At 74.8% G+C, this 15,916-nt stretch carries 14 protein-coding genes and 1 tRNA gene; 7 read left to right on the plus strand and 8 right to left on the minus strand.

The window, feature by feature from the left end; translation table 11 throughout:
• The first annotated feature begins 146 nt into the window (after window positions 1-146).
• Both KV557_RS15570 and pgi read left to right on the plus strand, forming a co-directional pair.
• A complete protein-coding gene (locus tag KV557_RS15570) occupies window positions 147-1,730 on the plus strand; it encodes a Na+/H+ antiporter (protein WP_308129917.1) in 1,584 nt (527 codons plus the stop codon).
• Window positions 1,731-2,008: 278 nt separating this feature from the next.
• Window positions 2,009-3,670 (plus strand): glucose-6-phosphate isomerase, encoded by a 1,662-nt coding sequence (gene pgi, locus KV557_RS15575; protein ID WP_218200511.1) that lies wholly within the window; start codon window positions 2,009-2,011, stop codon window positions 3,668-3,670.
• 165 nt (window positions 3,671-3,835) lie between these two features.
• On the opposite strand, the gene KV557_RS15580 is transcribed toward pgi, so the two are convergent.
• The 3 genes from KV557_RS15580 to KV557_RS15590 all read right to left on the minus strand — a co-directional run bounded on the left by KV557_RS15580 (window position 3,836) and on the right by KV557_RS15590 (window position 5,065).
• A tRNA-Lys gene (locus tag KV557_RS15580) sits at window positions 3,836-3,909 on the minus strand.
• Between the two features lie 68 nt (window positions 3,910-3,977).
• A complete protein-coding gene (locus KV557_RS15585; protein WP_308129918.1) occupies window positions 3,978-4,535 on the minus strand; it encodes a bifunctional DNA primase/polymerase in 558 nt (185 codons plus the stop codon).
• 155 nt (window positions 4,536-4,690) lie between these two features.
• Window positions 4,691-5,065 (minus strand): hypothetical protein, encoded by a 375-nt coding sequence (locus tag KV557_RS15590; RefSeq protein WP_256177437.1) that lies wholly within the window; start codon window positions 5,063-5,065, stop codon window positions 4,691-4,693.
• A 268-nt stretch (window positions 5,066-5,333) separates the two neighbouring features.
• Here KV557_RS15590 and KV557_RS15595 point away from each other — a divergent pair, with 268 nt between their 5' ends.
• Window positions 5,334-5,648 (plus strand): hypothetical protein, encoded by a 315-nt coding sequence (locus KV557_RS15595; RefSeq protein ID WP_218200514.1) that lies wholly within the window; start codon window positions 5,334-5,336, stop codon window positions 5,646-5,648.
• A 34-nt stretch (window positions 5,649-5,682) separates the two neighbouring features.
• Here the strand turns inward: KV557_RS15595 and KV557_RS15600 are convergent, their stop codons facing one another.
• The 3 genes from KV557_RS15600 to KV557_RS15610 form a co-directional block, all read right to left on the minus strand.
• Window positions 5,683-7,035 (minus strand): AAA domain-containing protein, encoded by a 1,353-nt coding sequence (locus KV557_RS15600; RefSeq protein WP_218200516.1) that lies wholly within the window; start codon window positions 7,033-7,035, stop codon window positions 5,683-5,685.
• An 8-nt stretch (window positions 7,036-7,043) separates the two neighbouring features.
• Window positions 7,044-8,648, minus strand: a complete 1,605-nt coding sequence (locus KV557_RS15605) for a hypothetical protein (protein ID WP_218200518.1) — start codon at window positions 8,646-8,648, stop codon at window positions 7,044-7,046.
• Between the two features lie 73 nt (window positions 8,649-8,721).
• Window positions 8,722-9,915: a hypothetical protein gene (locus KV557_RS15610; RefSeq protein WP_218200520.1), complete on the minus strand. Its 1,194-nt coding sequence runs from the start codon at window positions 9,913-9,915 to the stop codon at window positions 8,722-8,724.
• A 227-nt stretch (window positions 9,916-10,142) separates the two neighbouring features.
• On the opposite strand from KV557_RS15610, the gene KV557_RS15615 reads away from it, so the two are divergent.
• On the plus strand, window positions 10,143-10,799 hold the full coding sequence (locus KV557_RS15615) for a histidine phosphatase family protein (protein WP_218200521.1): 657 nt from the start codon (window positions 10,143-10,145) through the stop codon (window positions 10,797-10,799).
• Between the two features lie 81 nt (window positions 10,800-10,880).
• Here the strand turns inward: KV557_RS15615 and KV557_RS42615 are convergent, their stop codons facing one another.
• Window positions 10,881-12,512 carry a tetratricopeptide repeat protein gene (locus KV557_RS42615; protein WP_256177438.1) on the minus strand — a complete coding sequence of 544 codons (1,632 nt, stop codon included), beginning with the start codon at window positions 12,510-12,512 and terminating at the stop codon, window positions 10,881-10,883.
• Window positions 12,513-12,861: 349 nt separating this feature from the next.
• Between KV557_RS42615 and KV557_RS15625 the strand changes: the two genes are divergently transcribed.
• From KV557_RS15625 to KV557_RS15635, 3 genes are all read left to right on the plus strand, one after another.
• A complete protein-coding gene (locus tag KV557_RS15625) occupies window positions 12,862-13,380 on the plus strand; it encodes a hypothetical protein (protein ID WP_256177439.1) in 519 nt (172 codons plus the stop codon).
• Between the two features lie 102 nt (window positions 13,381-13,482).
• A complete protein-coding gene (locus tag KV557_RS15630) occupies window positions 13,483-14,400 on the plus strand; it encodes a spermidine synthase (protein WP_218200523.1) in 918 nt (305 codons plus the stop codon).
• Between the two features lie 178 nt (window positions 14,401-14,578).
• Window positions 14,579-15,040, plus strand: coding sequence for a GNAT family N-acetyltransferase (locus tag KV557_RS15635; protein ID WP_218200525.1), 462 nt, complete (start codon window positions 14,579-14,581; stop codon window positions 15,038-15,040).
• 6 nt (window positions 15,041-15,046) lie between these two features.
• On the opposite strand, the gene KV557_RS15640 is transcribed toward KV557_RS15635, so the two are convergent.
• Window positions 15,047-15,910, minus strand: coding sequence for a hypothetical protein (locus KV557_RS15640; RefSeq protein ID WP_218200526.1), 864 nt, complete (start codon window positions 15,908-15,910; stop codon window positions 15,047-15,049).
• Window positions 15,911-15,916 lie beyond the last annotated feature (6 nt).

Raw genomic sequence — 15,916 nt, forward strand, 5'->3', positions numbered from 1 at the left:
ATCGACCGTGCGGGTGGTGCTTCCCGATCATCGGACCTGAAGCGCGCTTGAGGTCAAGCCCCACCCGACGTGTTGCCATAGATGGGCGCATTGTCAGATTTATCCTGGGCGGCGCTCAGCCGTCCGTCGTCGAGAGGAACCTCCCCGTGGGCCAGCTGCCCCTGCTCTTCCTGGTGCTGCTCGCCTCCGTGGTCACCTTGCCGCTCGCCCGGCGAACCGGCGTCCCGCAGCCGGTCCTGATGACCCTGCTCGGCATCGTCATGGCGCTCGTCCCGCAGATCCCGGACATCTCCATCGAGCCCGAGCTGATCCTGCCGCTGGTCCTGCCGCCGCTGATCTTCGCCGTCGCCCGGCGCTCCTCGGTGCGCTACTTCAAGGCCAACGTCCGCTCGATCCTGCTGCTCGCCGTCGCCCTGGTCGTGGTCACCACCGTCGCCGTGGCCGGCACGGTGCACTGGCTGCTGCCCGCCCTGCCGCTCGCCGCCGCCGTCGCCCTCGGCGCGCTGGTCTCCCCGCCCGACCCGGTCGCGGCCGTCGCGGTGGCCGGCAGTGTCGGCCTGCCCCGCCGGCTGGTGGCGATCCTGGAGAGCGAAGGCCTGTTCAACGACGTCACCGCGATCGTCATCTACTCGCTGGCCATCGACGCGGTGGTCAGCGGCGACTTCTCGGCCGGCCATGCCATCCTGCGCTTCGTCCTCTCCGCGGTGCTCGCCGTCGTCGTCGGCGTCGCCCTCGGCTGGCTCAACGCCAAGCTCGCCGAGCGCCTGGAGGACCCGACCCAGCAGGTCGCACTCAACCTCCTGGTGCCGTTCGCCGCCTACGCCATCGCCGAGGAGATCCACGGCTCCGGCGTACTCGCCGTCGTGGTCTGCGCGCTCTACCTCGCCGAGCGGGCCGCCGACGCGGACGCCGTCTCCTACCGGCTGGTCGGCAACGCCTTCTGGGAGGTCGTCGAGATCCTCATCACCGGCGTCGCCTTCGGCCTGATCGGCCTCGAACTCGCCACCGTGCTCAAGGAGGCCGGCCGCGGCTGGACCGGCTTCCTCGGCGACGCCGCCATGGTGATCGCGGTCGTCGTCGTGGTCCGGCTGATCTGGCTGCTCCCGGCCGGCTGGCTGTCGAAGCGGCTGCGCGCGGGGGACGACGAGGACACCCCGATCAGCTGGCGGGAGAGCGCGGTGCTCTGGTGGTCCGGCATGCGCGGGGTCGCCACCGTCGCCCTCGCCCTGGCCATCCCGCTCACCGTCCACTCCGGCCAGGACTTCCCCGAGCGCGGCCGGCTGGTCTTCATCGCCTTCAGCGTGGTGCTGTTCACCCTGCTCGTCCAGGGCCTCACCCTGCCCTGGCTGGCCAAGCGCTTCCAGCTCGACCTCGACCAGGACAAGCACGAGCAGGCCGTCCGTCAGCTGTGGTGGCGCGCCGCCAAGGCCGGGCTCACCCGGCTCGGCGAACTGGAGAAGCAGGACCGGCTGCCCGCCGAGGTCGCCGACCGGCTGCGGGACCGTCAGCACGACCGGCTGGCCCGGCTCTGCCCCGAGAAGTACGCCGAGGAGGAGGCCGCCGAGGCCAAGTTGCGCCTCTCCCAGTGGCGGGCCGCCCGGGAGGTCGAGCAGGAGATGATCGCCGCCTCTCGGCGCGAGATGCTGACGGCCCGCAGCGAGGCCGGCGCCGACCCGGAACTCGTCGACCAGGTGCTGCGCGGGCTCGACCTGCGCTCGGACCGGACGTGACTCCGACCGGGAGTGACTCCGAGCGGAACTGACCCGACCGGACGTGACCCGACCGGACGTGACTCCGACCGGACGTGACGCGGCGTCCGTACACCTGACGTTCACCGCACCCCGGACGTGACCGAACGGAATGTGCGCGGGGTGCTCCGACGTTGCATAGGCTGACTCCGGGCGGGCCGGCAACGGAGTCGGCGCACCACCAGTACCCGGACGACCTCGCGAAACCCTCACCGCCTGGCCCTGCCGGTATCTGCACCCAGATGAATCGAGGAATACCGATGGCGGAGACCCGCGCCGACGCCCGCACCCCGCTCGACCGCACCCCGCAGTGGGCCGCCCTCGGCAAGCACCGGGCCGAGCTGGGCGACACGCACCTGCGCGAGCTGTTCGCCGCCGACCCGGAGCGAGGCCGCCGCTACACCCTCCAGGTCGGCGACCTGCACGTGGACTACGCCAAGCACCTGGTCACCGACGAGACGCTGGAGCTGCTGCGCGAGCTCGCCGCCGCCACCGGCGTCGCCGGGCTGCGGGACGCGATGTTCCGCGGCGAGAAGATCAACAACACCGAGCACCGCGCCGTCCTGCACACCGCGCTGCGCGCCCCGCGCGGAGCCGTCGTCGAGGTCGACGGCGAGAACGTGGTGCCCGGCGTGCACGCGGTCCTCGACAAGATGGCCGCCTTCGCCGACCGGGTCCGCGGCGGCGAGTGGCGCGGCCACACCGGCAAGCCGATCCGCACCGTCGTCAACATCGGCATCGGCGGCTCCGACCTCGGCCCCGCCATGGCCTACGAGGTGCTCCGCTCCTTCGCCAAGCGCGACCTCGACGTCCGCTTCGTCTCCAACGTGGACGGCGCCGACCTGCACGAGGCGGTCCGCGACCTCGACCCGGCCGAGACGCTGTTCATCGTCGCCTCGAAGACCTTCACCACCATCGAGACCATCACCAACGCGGTCTCCGCCCGCGACTGGCTGCTCACCGGTCTGGGCGCCGGCACCGAGGCGGTGGCCAAGCACTTCGTCGCGCTGTCCACCAACGCCCACGGCGTGCAGGACTTCGGCATCGACACGGCCAACATGTTCGAGTTCTGGGACTGGGTCGGCGGCCGCTACTCCTACGACTCGGCGATCGGCCTCTCGCTGATGATCGCCATCGGCCCGGACGCGTTCCGCGAGATGCTCGACGGCTTCCACCTGGTCGACGAGCACTTCCGCACCGCCCCGCCGGAGCAGAACGTCCCGCTGCTGCTCGGCCTGCTGGGCGTCTGGTACGGCGCGTTCTTCGACGCCCAGGCGCACGCCGTGCTGCCCTACTCGCACTACCTGTCCAAGTTCACCGCCTACCTCCAGCAGCTCGACATGGAGTCCAACGGCAAGTCGGTGGACCGCGACGGCAACCCGGTGAACTGGCAGACCGGCCCGGTGGTCTGGGGCACCCCCGGCACCAACGGCCAGCACGCCTACTACCAGCTGCTGCACCAGGGCACCAAGGTGATCCCGGCCGACTTCATCGGCTTCGCCGAGCCCGTCGCCGACCTGCTGCCCGGTCTGGTCGCCCAGCACGACCTGCTGCTGGCCAACTTCTTCGCCCAGACCCAGGCGCTGGCCTTCGGCAAGACGGCGGAGGAGGTCGCGGCCGAGGGCGTGCCGGCCGAGCTCGTCCCGCACAAGACCTTCAAGGGCAACCACCCGACCACCACCATCCTGGCCGGCCGGCTGACCCCCTCCGTGCTCGGCCAGCTGGTCGCGCTGTACGAGCACAAGGTGTTCGTCCAGGGCGCGATCTGGAACATCGACTCCTTCGACCAGTGGGGCGTCGAGCTGGGCAAGGTGCTCGCCAAGCGGATCGAGCCGGTGCTGCTCACCGGCGAGGGCGCCGAGCAACTGGACAGCTCCACCGCCGAGCTGGTCGCCCGCTACCGCGCGCTGCGCGGGCGCTGAGCCGGCTGAGCCACCGGAACCGGGGCCGTCCGCCTTTCCGGCGGGCGGCCCGGTTTCTTTGTGCGATCCGCCCGCTTTGTGTGATCCGCCCCGGTTTTTGGACGATCGTGCGTCCGGAAATGCCGAGAGGCCCCTCGCTTTCGCAAGGGGCCTCTCGGCTGTCTGTGCGCCGCCAGGGACTCGAACCCCGGACCCGCTGATTAAGAGTCAGCTGCTCTAACCAACTGAGCTAGCGGCGCCTGCTGACAGAGAAAACTCTAGCAGCGGCCCCGGCCCGGGCCAAAATCGAATACCGGTCGTGCGGAGTTCACCCGCCGGTCACGGTCGCCGCCCCGGCGGAACCCGCCGCGGCCGGCTCCCGCACCGCCCGGACGCACGCCCACAGCACCACCGACGCGCCCGGCAGCCACGGCTCCCGGTCCTCCGGCGCGACGATCCACCGGCCCGCGCCCAGGCCGGGGGAGTCCGGGCCGTTCACCATCCGCTGCACCGGCGGCACCGTCACCGCGTCGCCCTTGCCGTGGCACAGCAGCGGCGGCACGTCCCGGGCCCACTCCTCCCAGGCCAGCAGCCGGCGCAGCCGGGCCGCCGCGCCCGGCTGGACGAACAGCAGGGTCCGCCCCCGGTAGACCGCGACCGGCCCGCAGCCCGGCCCGGAGGCCCACAGCTCGTCCAGCACCCGGCGGCCGAACAGGGACGGCATGCTGATCACGTCGAACGCCCGCCCGCAGGGCAGCACCGAGGGCGCCCACGGACGGGACTCCCACAGCGCGCGCATGCTGCGCGGGTACTCGCTCGCCGAGGCCAGCCAGGCCTCCCCGGCCACCGTGACGTACTCCACCGACTGATGCGTCCAGATGTCCACGCACAGCAGCGTGCGCGGTGCGCGCGCCCGACCGGGCGGAAAGCGCCGTTTGCCGGACAGGGCGGCGGGGAACGGCGTACCCTTCCCGCCGCGCATATGCCAGCGGCGCGTTCCCGACGGTCTGCTTGGCCCGCGCGTGCTCAGTCCCCCTGCGCTCAGTCCTCGTGGCGGCGCGGCTGGAGCAGGCCGCGGCCGTACTCGATCATCTTGGCGGCGTAGTCGGGGGTCCAGTCCGCCCGCTCCGCGATCTCGGCGTCCGACAGCGCGTCGAACCGGCGCGGGTCCGCCAGCTGCGCGGCGGCGACCGCCTGGAAGTCCGTGGCCCGCTCGGCGGCGGCGCGGAAGGCCAGCGCCAGCTCGGTCGAGCGGCGCAGCAGCTCCGCCGGGTCGTCGATCGACTCCAGGTCGAAGAAGCGTTCCGCCTCCGGCTCGGCCGACTGCGGCTCGAACAGCAGCTGTGCCGGACGCCGCCGCCGGGCGGGCGCGGACGGACCGCCGGGATCGGACGCCATCGCGTGGGAGTCGGGCATGGAACGACACCTCCGGGTGCTCGATGAGGGGCGGACGGCGGGTTGCTCCGGGACGCGCCGCCCGGTCGGGGCCGTCGTCCATTGTCGCGCGGCGGCGGCCGATGACGGAACGGTGCGCGTGCGGGCGCTATTCCCCCGCGTGCGCCCCCGGCGCACCCCGGACTCCTTCGGGTGGTCCCGGCGTCGTGGTGTCATCGCGGCCGGGCCTGCGGCGTTGTTCCGGGTGTTCGCGTACTTACCGGCCACGGTCGGCAACCCAAGGAGAACCATGCGTGCACGGAAGGCCCTGCCCGTCCTCGCCCTGCCCCTCGCCCTGCCTCTTGTCCTGGCAGCGGCGACGGCGGCCGTCGCCGCCGAGACGACCGTCGTGGTGACCGGAGCGAAGAGCGCCCCCGCCGGCTGGTCGACGGCGACCTGCCCCGCCCACAGCCACCTGACCGGCGGCGGCTACAGCTTCGCCCCGGCCGCCCCGGGCGACACCGTCCTGGTCAACGCCCCGGTCCCGAGCGACCCCGGCACCTGGTCGGCCCGCGCCGAACACGGCGTCGTCACGGCCTACGCCCTCTGCGAGACCGAGGACTGAACCGAGGACTGGACCGAGGACTGATCCGCGCCTGTCACCGCAGCCGCACCCGGTGCCCGGTCAGGTGGTGCAGCACCTGGTGGTTCGCCTCCCAGCCGTCCGGGAACTTGACCGAGACGCCCAACTGCACCGGCTCGGTGGACGGATGCTCGTCCAGCAGCTCGGCGATCCCGGCCCGGGCCACCACGATGCACGCGTGCCGGTGGCGGGAGGCGAGCACGCAGAGTCGGCCCGTCTCCAGGTGGAAGGCGGTGGCGTCGGGCCGCCCGGAGAGCGGGTGAAGGACCACGGTGACGTCGTACTCGCGGCCCTGCAGCCGGTTGGCGGTGTCCACGGTGACCGCCGGGCCGGCCGCGCCGTCCACCGGGACGCCCGCCTTGAGCAGGGCCGCACGGACGGCCGCCGCCTGGTCCCGGTGGGCGGTGCCGACCGCGATCCGGTCCGCGGTGAGCGGCGCCTCGCCCTGCTCGGAGTGGGCGGTCAGCCCGCGTTCCAGCAGTCGGCGGACGGTGGCCGCGACGGCCGTCACCGCCTGCGGGTCGGTCCGCACGGTGTGCCGGGCGGGCAGCTCCAGCAGCGCCCAGCCGTGCTCGGCGGCCCGGTCGATCGCCGCGTCCAGCGCGGATCCGTCCGGCCGGACGGCGGCGGTGAGTCGGCGGTCGTCCGGGCCGGTGCCGGCGCGGAACGGCGTGTACGGGTAGAACGCGTCCGAGATCAGCGGCGCCGCGCTGGCCGGCAGCCGCCAGGAGACCGGCAGCCGGTGCGGCTCGATCTGCGGGTTGTGCGCCAGCATGGTGACCACGGCGCTGCTCGACGGGTCGTAGGACAGGCCCGCCCACTGCTCGGTGCCGACCACGGTGAACGGGTCCAGCTGGCCCGGATCGCCGACGAACAGCGCCCGTTCGAACAGCCGGGCCGCCGCGAGCAGCGCGTCCGAGCGCATCTGGTACGCCTCGTCGACGATCGCGTGCCGCCACGGCGCCTCGGCCCGCACCCACTGCCACTTGGCGGAGGTGGAGATCACCACGTCGTGCTCGACCAGGTCTGCGACCTTGTCGGAGGGCGTGACGTTGGCGTGCCGCAGCACCTCCGGGCCGGGACGGGAGTCCGCGGCGTGCAGCCGTCCGATCGTCAACTCCGGCGCCTTCTCGGCGAGTCGGCCGACCAGGTCGTCCACCTGGCCGTTGGTCTGGGCGACGATCATCAGCCGCTCGCCGGCCGTGACCAGCTCCCGGGCGGCGCGCACCACGAGCGTCGACTTCCCGGCGCCGGGCGGCGAGTCCACCACCACGCCGCGCGGGGCGCCGGCCTGCGGGTGGACGGTGGCCGCCAGGATCCGGGCCACTGCGGCGTCGGCGGCCGCGCCCGGGGCCTCCTCGGTGCTCATCCGGCGGCTCACTCCCACTCGTCGAAGGCTGAGGTGGACGGGACGGGTCCGGGCGCGGCGCCGGGCGGGCCGCCGTGCGTCCACGGGGTGTCGTCCGGCTCGGGCAGCGGCGCGGACTGGCGGACCGTCAGCTCGAACAGGGTGAACGTGACAAGCTCGCCGGGCTCGGGCAGGCTGCCCGGCTCGGGCTCCTTCTTGCGGCCCATGCCGGAGAGGATCCGCAGCGTGATGCTGCCCTCGGCCGGGTCGACCGCGACGATCTCGGCCTTCTGCGTGGACGGGCCGTGGACGCGGTGCGCCTCCCGCCCGAGGTCGGCGTGCGGGCGGTCGTCGGTGCGGAGGGTGACCAGCGGACGCGGCTTGGGGGACCGGCCGGTGGTGTCGTAGTCCGGCACCACCTCGGTCACCACGCCCGCGAACGCCTCGCCCGCCAGCCGGTGTTCGGCCATCGCCAGCGGATCGTCCAGCGCCTCCTGGACGTCCAGCCGGGCCTGCTCGCGCTCGCGCTGGGCCAGCTTGCGGGCGGCCGTCACCGCGTCGTCCTGCCGGGGCTGCGGCGGCTCGCCGGCCGCCAGCCGGTCCCGGTGGCCGGTGTACGACCAGCGGTCGCCGGTCCAGCGCTCCTCCAGGTGCCCGGCCGGCGGCAGCGTGCGCAGCAGGTCGATGCCCCGCCACACGTCGTGCCAGGTGGGCAGTAGGACGGCGGTCAGCACTCCGCGCAGCTGCTCGATCGCCTCCCGGACGGCCTCGCGGGCGCGCGCGGCGCCCGAGTCGTCCCGCTGCTCGGTGCTGTGAGCCAGCGCCGAGGTGGCGGCGTCGTAGCGGGCGATCGCCGGGCCGAGGACGACCTCGTCGAAGCGCGGATCGGTGGCCGGGCCGGCCGGCGGGTGCAGCAGCTGCCCCCGCTCGTCCCGGGTGGACTCGGCGCGCTCGGCGGCCTCGGCGCCGGCCAGACCGTCCGGCGGGAAGTGCCAGGCCAGCCGGGCGGCCAGGTGCTGGTCCTCCAGGTGGCTCTGGCCGGTCGCCCAGTGCCGGGCCAGCAGGCCGGTCATCGGGAGCAGCAGGCTGGAGCCGGGCACCTGGGCCCGGTCGGTGAGGTGGGTGAGCCAGCGGCCGAGCAGCGGCACCCGCACCGGCGCCGGGTACGGCCCCGGCTCGTCGTCCTCGACGGTACGGCGGAACCGGGTGGAGCGGCCGATCAGGGCGAGGTGGTGCACACCCGCGCTGTTCGGCACGATCAGCTGCGGCGCGTCGGCGCACAGCTCGCGGAAGACCTGGGTCTTCTCGCCGGTCTCCGGGTCCTTCTCGGAGCCCTCGATCTGCTCGACGTCGGCGCCGAAGAACTCCAGGTAGGGCAGCAGGTCGGCGGCCAGCTCGGCCAGGTAGTCGAAGCGCAGCGTGCGGTTGAGCGGCTGCGGCACCAGGTGCAGCCGGGGGGCGTCCCGGTCGGTGCCGAGCAGCACGGCCAGCGGCGCGCCCGCCTCACCGGCTGCGGTCAGCGGGACCACGACCATCGGGCGGTCGGAGAGGTGCCGGTGCCGGACGGTGGCCAGCGGCTCGGCCCGCCCGCTGCGGACGGCTTCCAGGCGGGCGAGGGTCGTAAGGAGGCTCATGCGCCCGCCTCGCTGCGCTCGGCAGGGGCATTCGCCCATACGCAGCTCTCGATGATGAGCTCGCTCCGCTCGCTCATCGGACGGCAGCCCCGAGTGCTTCGGCGCGCAGCGCAGCCGCGTACGCGAGCCGCTCCGCCGCCTCGTCCGTGCCGCTGCCCGTGGCGGTGGCGGCGGCCAGCGCCTCCGTCACCGTCCGGATGCTGCCCAGCTCGCCGCGCACGCCCCGGCCCAGCTGCTCGACCCGGTCGCCGCAGCGCGCCTGCGCCCGGCAGTGGAAGCCCAGCTCGCAGGTCGACAGGCAGTCCGGGCTGTACGCGGCGGGCACCGCCTCCACCGCCGTGGCCAGCTCGTCGGCGGAGCGGGCCGGACCGCCGTCCTCGTCCACCGCCAGGTCGAAGCCGGTGCCGGGCGGCAGCGCGTCCAGCAGCCGGCCGATGCCGGTCATCCGGCTGAGCTGGCGGCGGGTGGTGGCCAGCTCGCGGCGGACGTCGACGGCGACCGCGGTCGGCCGGTTGCTGAAGTCCTTCGGGCAGACCAGCAGCACGCTCAGCCGGGGGCTGCCCGTCAGCCGCTGCTCGGTGTACGGGTCCGGCGCGAGCGCCTCGCCGGCGCGGGCGGCGGCCGCGTGCTGGAGCGCCAGCACGTACACGGCGGCCTGCCGGGCGGCGGCGCCGACCTTGGCCGGGTCCGCGCTGCCGTCCAGCACCGGGAAGGACTTGATCTCGACCACGGTGCACCGCCCGCCGTGCACCACGACGGCGTCCGGCTCCAGATAGGCGGTGCTGCCGGCCACGTCGAGCCGCAGCAGCGGGTGGTCCAGCAGCGTCCAGGCGTCCGGGTCGGCGGCGGCCGCGGCCAGCGCCTCGGCCGTCCGGTCGGCCCGGACGGCGGAGCCGGAGCGGCGCAGCAGGTCCGGCACGACCAGCGGGGCGCCGCCGTCCGCCGGGAGGCCGAGATGGCGGCGGAGCGGTTCCAGCAGCGCCGCGTAGTCGTCCGCCTTCAGCCGGGACTCGAAGATCACGCCGCGGGCGATCGCGAACGGGGACTGCCCGAACGGTGCCGGGCGGCCGAGCCGGGACGCCAGCGCGGACTTGTCCACCCCCGCCGCGTCGAGCACGGCGCGGCGGTGACAGCCGGGATTGGCGGCCAGCGCGGCGAGGGACCGGGCGTTCAGACTGCGCTGTGGCGCCGGACCGCGCAGCTCGGCGAGCCGCTGGGAGAGCGGCTCAGAGTGCCCGCGGGACGGGGCGTTCGTCGAGACGTTCATGGTGCGGCCCAGTGTCGCATCCGGGTCCGACAATCCGGCGCGGCCCGGCGTTTTCCCGCTCCCGTCCGGCCTTCCCGCTCCCGTCCGGCGCGTTCCCGGCCCGCTCCCGCGGCCTTCCTGCTCCTGCCCGGCCCGCGATCGTGCCCGCCGTCCGGGTGAGGGATCATGGAGCCCGGTGCTCAAGGGTGAGACCGACCACTGCCACCGCCCCGCTGCAAGGAGCCCCCATGCCCGCCCGAATCGTGCTGGTCCGCCACGGCGAGACCGAGTGGTCCGCCACCGGCCGCCACACCGGCCGCACCGACATCCCGCTCACCGAGGAGGGCCGCGCGATGGCCCGGGCCCTCGGCGCGCGGCTGGCCAAGGCCCCCTGGAACGGGCTGCCGGACGCGCTCGTCTACACCAGCCCGCTCGGCCGCGCCAAGGAGACCTGCGCCCTGGCCGGCTTCGGCGACCGCGCCGTGGAGCGCCCCGAGCTCATGGAGTGGGACTACGGCCAGTACGAGGGCCGGACCGGCGCGGACATCCGGGCCACCGACCAGCCCGGTTGGCTGATCTGGCGCGACGGCGTGCCCGGCGGCGAGAAGCTCTCCGAGGTGGCCGCCCGGGTGGACGCCTTCCTCGCCGATCTCAACGACGAGCACGGCGTCCCGGAGCCGGACACCACCGTCATGCACTGCGCCGACCGGGACGTGATCCTCTTCGCGCACGGACACCTGCTGCGCATCCTGACCGCCCGCTGGCTCGGCCTGCCGCCCGAGTACGCCCAGCGCTTCAAGCTCGGCACGGCCGCGCTGTGTGTCCTGTCCTGGGAGTACGGCGCGCCCGCCGTGGAGGTCTGGAACGACCTCGGCCACCTGGAGGGCCTGACCACCGGCCACTGACGCGGCCCACCGGCCACTGACGCGGCCCACCGGCCACTGACGCGGCCCACCGGCCACTGACGCTGCGTCATGTGGAGCTGCTCAGGCGGCGGAGGCCAGGTCGTACGCGGCCAGGAACCCGCCGACCTCGGGCACCGCGGTGTGCGGCCGCAGCCGTTCGGCGGTGTCCGCCAGCATGCTCCGGATCCGGGCGGAGCGGACCTCGCCGAACAGCGCCACGGCGGCCGAGCCGTGGTGCGCCGCGCCCGCCAAGTCCCCCTGGCCGAGCCGGTTGTGGGCCAGTTCGGCGGTGTAGAGCACCCGGTTGCGGACGAAGTGCGGCTCCTGGAGCGTTATGGCCAGCCGGGCCTGGTCGCTGGCCCGGTCCCAGTCGCCGAGGGCGGACCAGCACTGGGACTGGAGCCCGGCGATCTCGGCCTCGCCGAAGAAGGACATCCACTCCGGGTCGGCCTCGGAGGGGCCGCGGTCGAACAGCGTGTACGCCCGGGCGAGCGCGCGTTCGCAGGCGGCGCGATCCTGGAGCACGGCCCAGCCGCCGGCCTCGCGCATGGCGAGCAGGGCGAGCAGCCGGTCGGAGTCCAGCTGCCGGGCGGCGACCTGCCCGGCCTGCGCGGCGCGCAGCGCCTCGCGGGGGCGGCCGGCGTCCCGGGCGAGGAACGCGCTGTTGCTGAAGACGTGCGCCTCCAAGGCGGAGTCGCCGGCCATCCGGGCGGTGGCGAGCGCCTCGGCGTAGAGCGAGCGGGCGTCCGCGAGCCGGTTCGAGTCGTGTGCCAACCAGCCGACCGAGATGGCGAGTTCACCGGCCCCGGCCTGGAGCCGGCGCTCCGTCTCGGCGTTGTAGTCGCCCTCGTTGAGCAGCACGTACGCGGTTCTCAGCGACCGCCCGGCCAGTTCGAACAGGGTGTCGCCGCCGTGCACGTCGTCGGCCAGCCGGATGTCCCGGACGGCCTGTTCGACGCCCAGCACCTCGGCGGTGCCGACCTTGCGCAGCGGCGGCACCGGGCCGCGCCGGCCGGGCACGAAGGCGCCGACCGGGTCGAACAGGCCCGGGGCGGTGGCGAATCCGCCGGCGCCGAGGGCCGGTCGGGCGGTGATCGGCATGGCGGTGGCGGCTCCGCGGCCCGGGCCGGAGCCGGTGGCGGCTCCGGCGGGCCGGTCGATGCCGATCACGGTGGCCAGGGCGGCGGAGCCGCCGGCCAGGAACGTACGGCGACGCACGTCGTCGTTCTCCTCGTCGAGATATTGCGATCCGGCGGGCCCCCGGGGCACCGCCACGGCGCTCGGCCACGAGGGGCCGTCGGGTGCGGGCGGATCCGCGTACGGCGAGGCAGCGTACGGGAGTTGGGTGGAGAAGGGTGAGCGCGGGGCGGGCAGGGTCGGGAACGGTGGGTGGAGCGGGGGTGTCGCGGCGCCCCCGCCGCTGTCCGCCGAGCGGCGGCGGACAGAGGTCCTGGGGGAGAAGCCGAGGTCGAGGAGCGAACGGCCCGGCCACATGTGCCGGAACACCCGCTCGTAGGCGTAGTTGGGGCAGCGGATCTCACCGGACTCGACCCGCCCGACGTACCGGGCGTCGCAGGACACGTGTTCCCCGATCTCGCGGGCGGCCCGGCGCACGGCCATGGCGAACTCGCCGGGTGAGCGGTCGCCGCGCAGTGCGCGCATCACGGTGTTGGGTGACGGGCGGGTCGGCTCGGCCGGTGGGGTGGCTGCCATGGTGCGCTCCGTGGTGGTGCGGGGGTGGTGCCCGAGGTACTCCGGATGGATCACCGCGGCCCGCCACCGACAGTACCCGGCGTCACCGGCCGGACACAGCGAGTTCGCGGCCGATGTGTGGTCAATTCGGTACAAACCGGGCGTTGTTGCGGAGATCCGCCATGAAATGCCATGCCTTGCTGTAAGGCGCCCCGTGGCCTGAGGTGCGGGTACCGCGTTGTCCTGATACGTGGAAGCCCGGGTCGCCGCCCCGGCCCCGCCGCCCGCCCGGCGGCCCCCACCTCCCGGGCGGTCCAGGCGGCCAGGGCGGCCCGGCTTCCGAACCGACGAGGTGACAGGAGGGCCCGCGATGGCCACCGGACTCCCGCAGTACCGACAGGTCGTCGGAGGTGTGCTCGCCGGCGCCGTCCCCGCCCTGCTCCCCGACCCGGCGGACAACCGGATCCCCGGCCGGGGGCCGGTCGAGGGCGGTCGCGCCTCCTGCGGCGGCCCGGGCCCCGTCCGCCGCCCCGGCCCGGCGGAGGGCACCGTGCTCGCCGCCTACGACACCGTGACCGTCGCCATGCGGCACGGCCTGGAGGCGGTCGACATCCTGCGCCTGCGCCGCGCCTGCGGGGCCGTGCTGCAGAGTCGCAACGGCAGCACCGTCTCCTTCTTCGTCCCGGCCGGCACCTGTGACACCTGGCACCTGCCCGGCAGCTCCTGTACGGCCGGCGCCCTGCTGCTGCCCGTCTCGGACCCGCGCTGGGTGATGCCGCCCCCCGACGGCGCCGACCGCGCCGCCCGTCCCACGGACGCGTGGGTGCTCCGCTCCGCCCTCTGCGAGGCCGCCTGCACACTGACCGCCGGCGGCCTCGGCCCGTTCTAGCGGGCGTGCCGTGCGGATCCAGCCGGGCCCAGCCCGTCACTCCGGCCGGATCCACCCGGCACGCCCGCAGGCGTCCCCGGACCACCGCCGATAATGGCTGTCATGGGACGAAGCAGCAGAGCCGACCGCGGTCGGACGACCGCACCACCGCAGCCCGCGGCCACCGGACCGGGCGGCCGTACGCACGCCCAGGGCCCGCTCACCCGTCCCGTCGGCTCCGGCCTGGCCGAGCTCCGCCCCGACCGCGACCGGCCCGCCGCCTGGTCCCTGCTGATTGACGGCGCCCCGCAGTCGCTGGTCGACCTCGCCGACCCCACTCACCTCGGCTTCGAGTACCAGCGCCGGCTCGGCCACCTGATCGACCTCGCCGCCCCGCCCGGCCGCCCGCTCACCGTCCTGCACCTCGGCGGAGGCGCCCTCACCCTGGCCCGCTATGTCGCGGCCACCCGGCCGCGCTCCCGGCAGCAGGTCGCCGAGATCGACACCGCGCTCACCGAACTGGTCCGCGCCGAACTGCCGCTGGAACGCGGCTGGCAGATCAAGGTCCGCGGCGCCGACGCCCGCAGCGTGCTGGAGCGCACCCCCGAGGGCAGCGTCGACCTGGTGATCACCGACGTCTTCTCCGGCGCCCGCACCCCGGCCCACTGCACCACCGTCGAGTTCGCCGGCCTCGCCGCCCGCGCCCTCGCCCCCGGCGGCTGGTACACGGCGAACATCGCCGACGGCGCGGCCCTCCCGTTCGCGCGCTCCCAGGTCGCCACCCTCGGCGCCGTCTTCCCCGAACTCTGCCTCATCGCAGACCCCGCCGTCCTGCGCGGCAAGCGCTTCGGCAACCTCATCCTGGCCGCCGCCCACACCCCCCTCCCCATCGCCGACCTCACCCGCCGCGTCGCCACCGACGCCGCCCTGGCCCGCGTCGAACATGGCCACCCCCTCACCACCTTCACCGCCGGCGCCGCCCCGGCCACGGACGCCACCGCGACCCCGTCCCCGATCCCACCCCCGGGCGTCTTCCACTGACCAGCCCCTGCACCCCGGCTCCCTTCGCCCCCGGGCCGAACTCGCCCGCAGCCTCCGCGGGTTCGCGTGCCGTCGTTGCCTCCCGCCGCCGCAAACCGGTGGCGCCCCCGCCGTCCGCGGCCGACAATGGCCGCCGCCCGTCCGGAATGCGGACGTGGCCGTCGACCGGAGGGGTGTCATGCAGATCAGATCCGCGCGGCCGGAGGAGGCTGGGCTGCTCACCGGTATCGCGCTGCGGTCCAAGGCCTACTGGGGCTACGACGAGGCGTTCATGGCCGCCTGCCGGGACGAACTCACGCTGGACGCCGCCGCGATCGAGCGCGCCTGGGCGGTGGTCGCCGAGGACGGCGAGCGCGTGGTGGGCTTTGCGACCGTGACCGGCACGCCGCCGGAGGCGCAGCTGGACATGCTCTTCGTCGAGCCCGACGTCATCGGCCGCGGGGTCGGCCGCGCGCTCTTCGCGTGTGCCCGTGGACGCGCCGAGGAGCTGGGGTGCCGCCGTCTCACCATCGACTCCGACCCGAACGCCGAACCGTTCTACCGCGCGATGGGCGCGGTCCGCATCGGCGTCACGCCGTCCGGTTCCATCCCCGGCCGCGAACTCCCCCTGCTGGTATTGGAACTGGCCCAGGGGAACTGAGCCCGTTCAGTGCCCGCGCGGCAGTCCGCGGTGTTTCCACATCGCCGCACCGGTGAGCAGGAGGCCGGCGGCGATGGGGGCGAGGACGGCGGTGGCCGTCCCGGAGCCGTCCGCCGAGGCCGTCACGGTGGCGGTGTCGGCGAGCGCGATGGTCTTGGGCGTCGCGGGCGCGCCGGGTGCGGGAGCGACGGCCGCCGGCGCGCCGCCTCCGGTGCCCGCTCGACCGGGCTCGGCCGGCGCGCCCGTCTCCGCCGCCCGGGCCGGGGGAGTTGCGGCCGGCTCAGTCCGCCGGCCGGCCGTCGCGGAGCTTGTGGGGCGCGCGGCCCTGGTCCCGGTCCTGCCCTGGGCAACGACAGCCGGCGGCCCGGTGGGCTCACCGTCCCGGGAGGCGCGCGTCTCGGCGGGGCGGGCCTGGGCGGGCACGGAGCCCAGCAGCCCGGAGGCGAGTGCGAAGGCGTCGGGGACGGCCGCCCGCTGGCCGGGCAGTGGCAGGCCGCCGGCCCGGATCCGGTCCTGAAGTCCGCTGCCGACCGGGCCGACGGGTCCCGCGGACCCCACGGACCCGGTGAGTTCCCCGACCAGCCCGGGCGCGGTGGTCGGAGCAGGTGTGTGCAGGGGTTCGCCGGTTCGTCCGGCTGACTGCCCGTCGTGGCCGGACCCGTCGTGCCCGGACCCGCCGTGCAGGGCGCGGCGGACGGTGGCCGAGGAAGGTGCCGACGGCGGGTCGACGGCTGCCGCGTACGCGCCGGTGGCGCCGATGCCCCAGAGTTGTGCGAGAAGTGCTCCGCCGGCCGCGACGGCGCGGGGGTGGGGGAGCCACCGGCCGCGGGGGGCGGGCTCCTGGGGCTTGGTCGCGTGATTGGCTCGCACGTGAGT

Source organism: Kitasatospora aureofaciens, assembly GCF_019192735.1.
Lineage (GTDB): Bacteria > Actinomycetota > Actinomycetes > Streptomycetales > Streptomycetaceae > Kitasatospora > Kitasatospora aureofaciens_A.

What these genes read in the sequence shown, in the direction of transcription:
- pgi (WP_218200511.1), top strand. Translation starts at nt 2,009, where the DNA reads ATGGCGGAGACCCGCGCCGACGCCCGCACCCCGCTCGACCGCACCCCG.
- KV557_RS15590 (WP_256177437.1), bottom strand. Translation starts at nt 5,065, where the DNA reads ATGCCCGACTCCCACGCGATGGCGTCCGATCCCGGCGGTCCGTCCGCG.
- KV557_RS15595 (WP_218200514.1), top strand. Translation starts at nt 5,334, where the DNA reads ATGCGTGCACGGAAGGCCCTGCCCGTCCTCGCCCTGCCCCTCGCCCTG.
- KV557_RS15600 (WP_218200516.1), bottom strand. Translation starts at nt 7,035, where the DNA reads ATGAGCACCGAGGAGGCCCCGGGCGCGGCCGCCGACGCCGCAGTGGCC.
- KV557_RS15605 (WP_218200518.1), bottom strand. Translation starts at nt 8,648, where the DNA reads ATGAGCCTCCTTACGACCCTCGCCCGCCTGGAAGCCGTCCGCAGCGGG.
- KV557_RS15610 (WP_218200520.1), bottom strand. Translation starts at nt 9,915, where the DNA reads ATGAACGTCTCGACGAACGCCCCGTCCCGCGGGCACTCTGAGCCGCTC.
- KV557_RS15615 (WP_218200521.1), top strand. Translation starts at nt 10,143, where the DNA reads ATGCCCGCCCGAATCGTGCTGGTCCGCCACGGCGAGACCGAGTGGTCC.
- KV557_RS42615 (WP_256177438.1), bottom strand. Translation starts at nt 12,512, where the DNA reads ATGGCAGCCACCCCACCGGCCGAGCCGACCCGCCCGTCACCCAACACC.
- KV557_RS15625 (WP_256177439.1), top strand. Translation starts at nt 12,862, where the DNA reads ATGGCCACCGGACTCCCGCAGTACCGACAGGTCGTCGGAGGTGTGCTC.
- KV557_RS15630 (WP_218200523.1), top strand. Translation starts at nt 13,483, where the DNA reads ATGGGACGAAGCAGCAGAGCCGACCGCGGTCGGACGACCGCACCACCG.
- KV557_RS15635 (WP_218200525.1), top strand. Translation starts at nt 14,579, where the DNA reads ATGCAGATCAGATCCGCGCGGCCGGAGGAGGCTGGGCTGCTCACCGGT.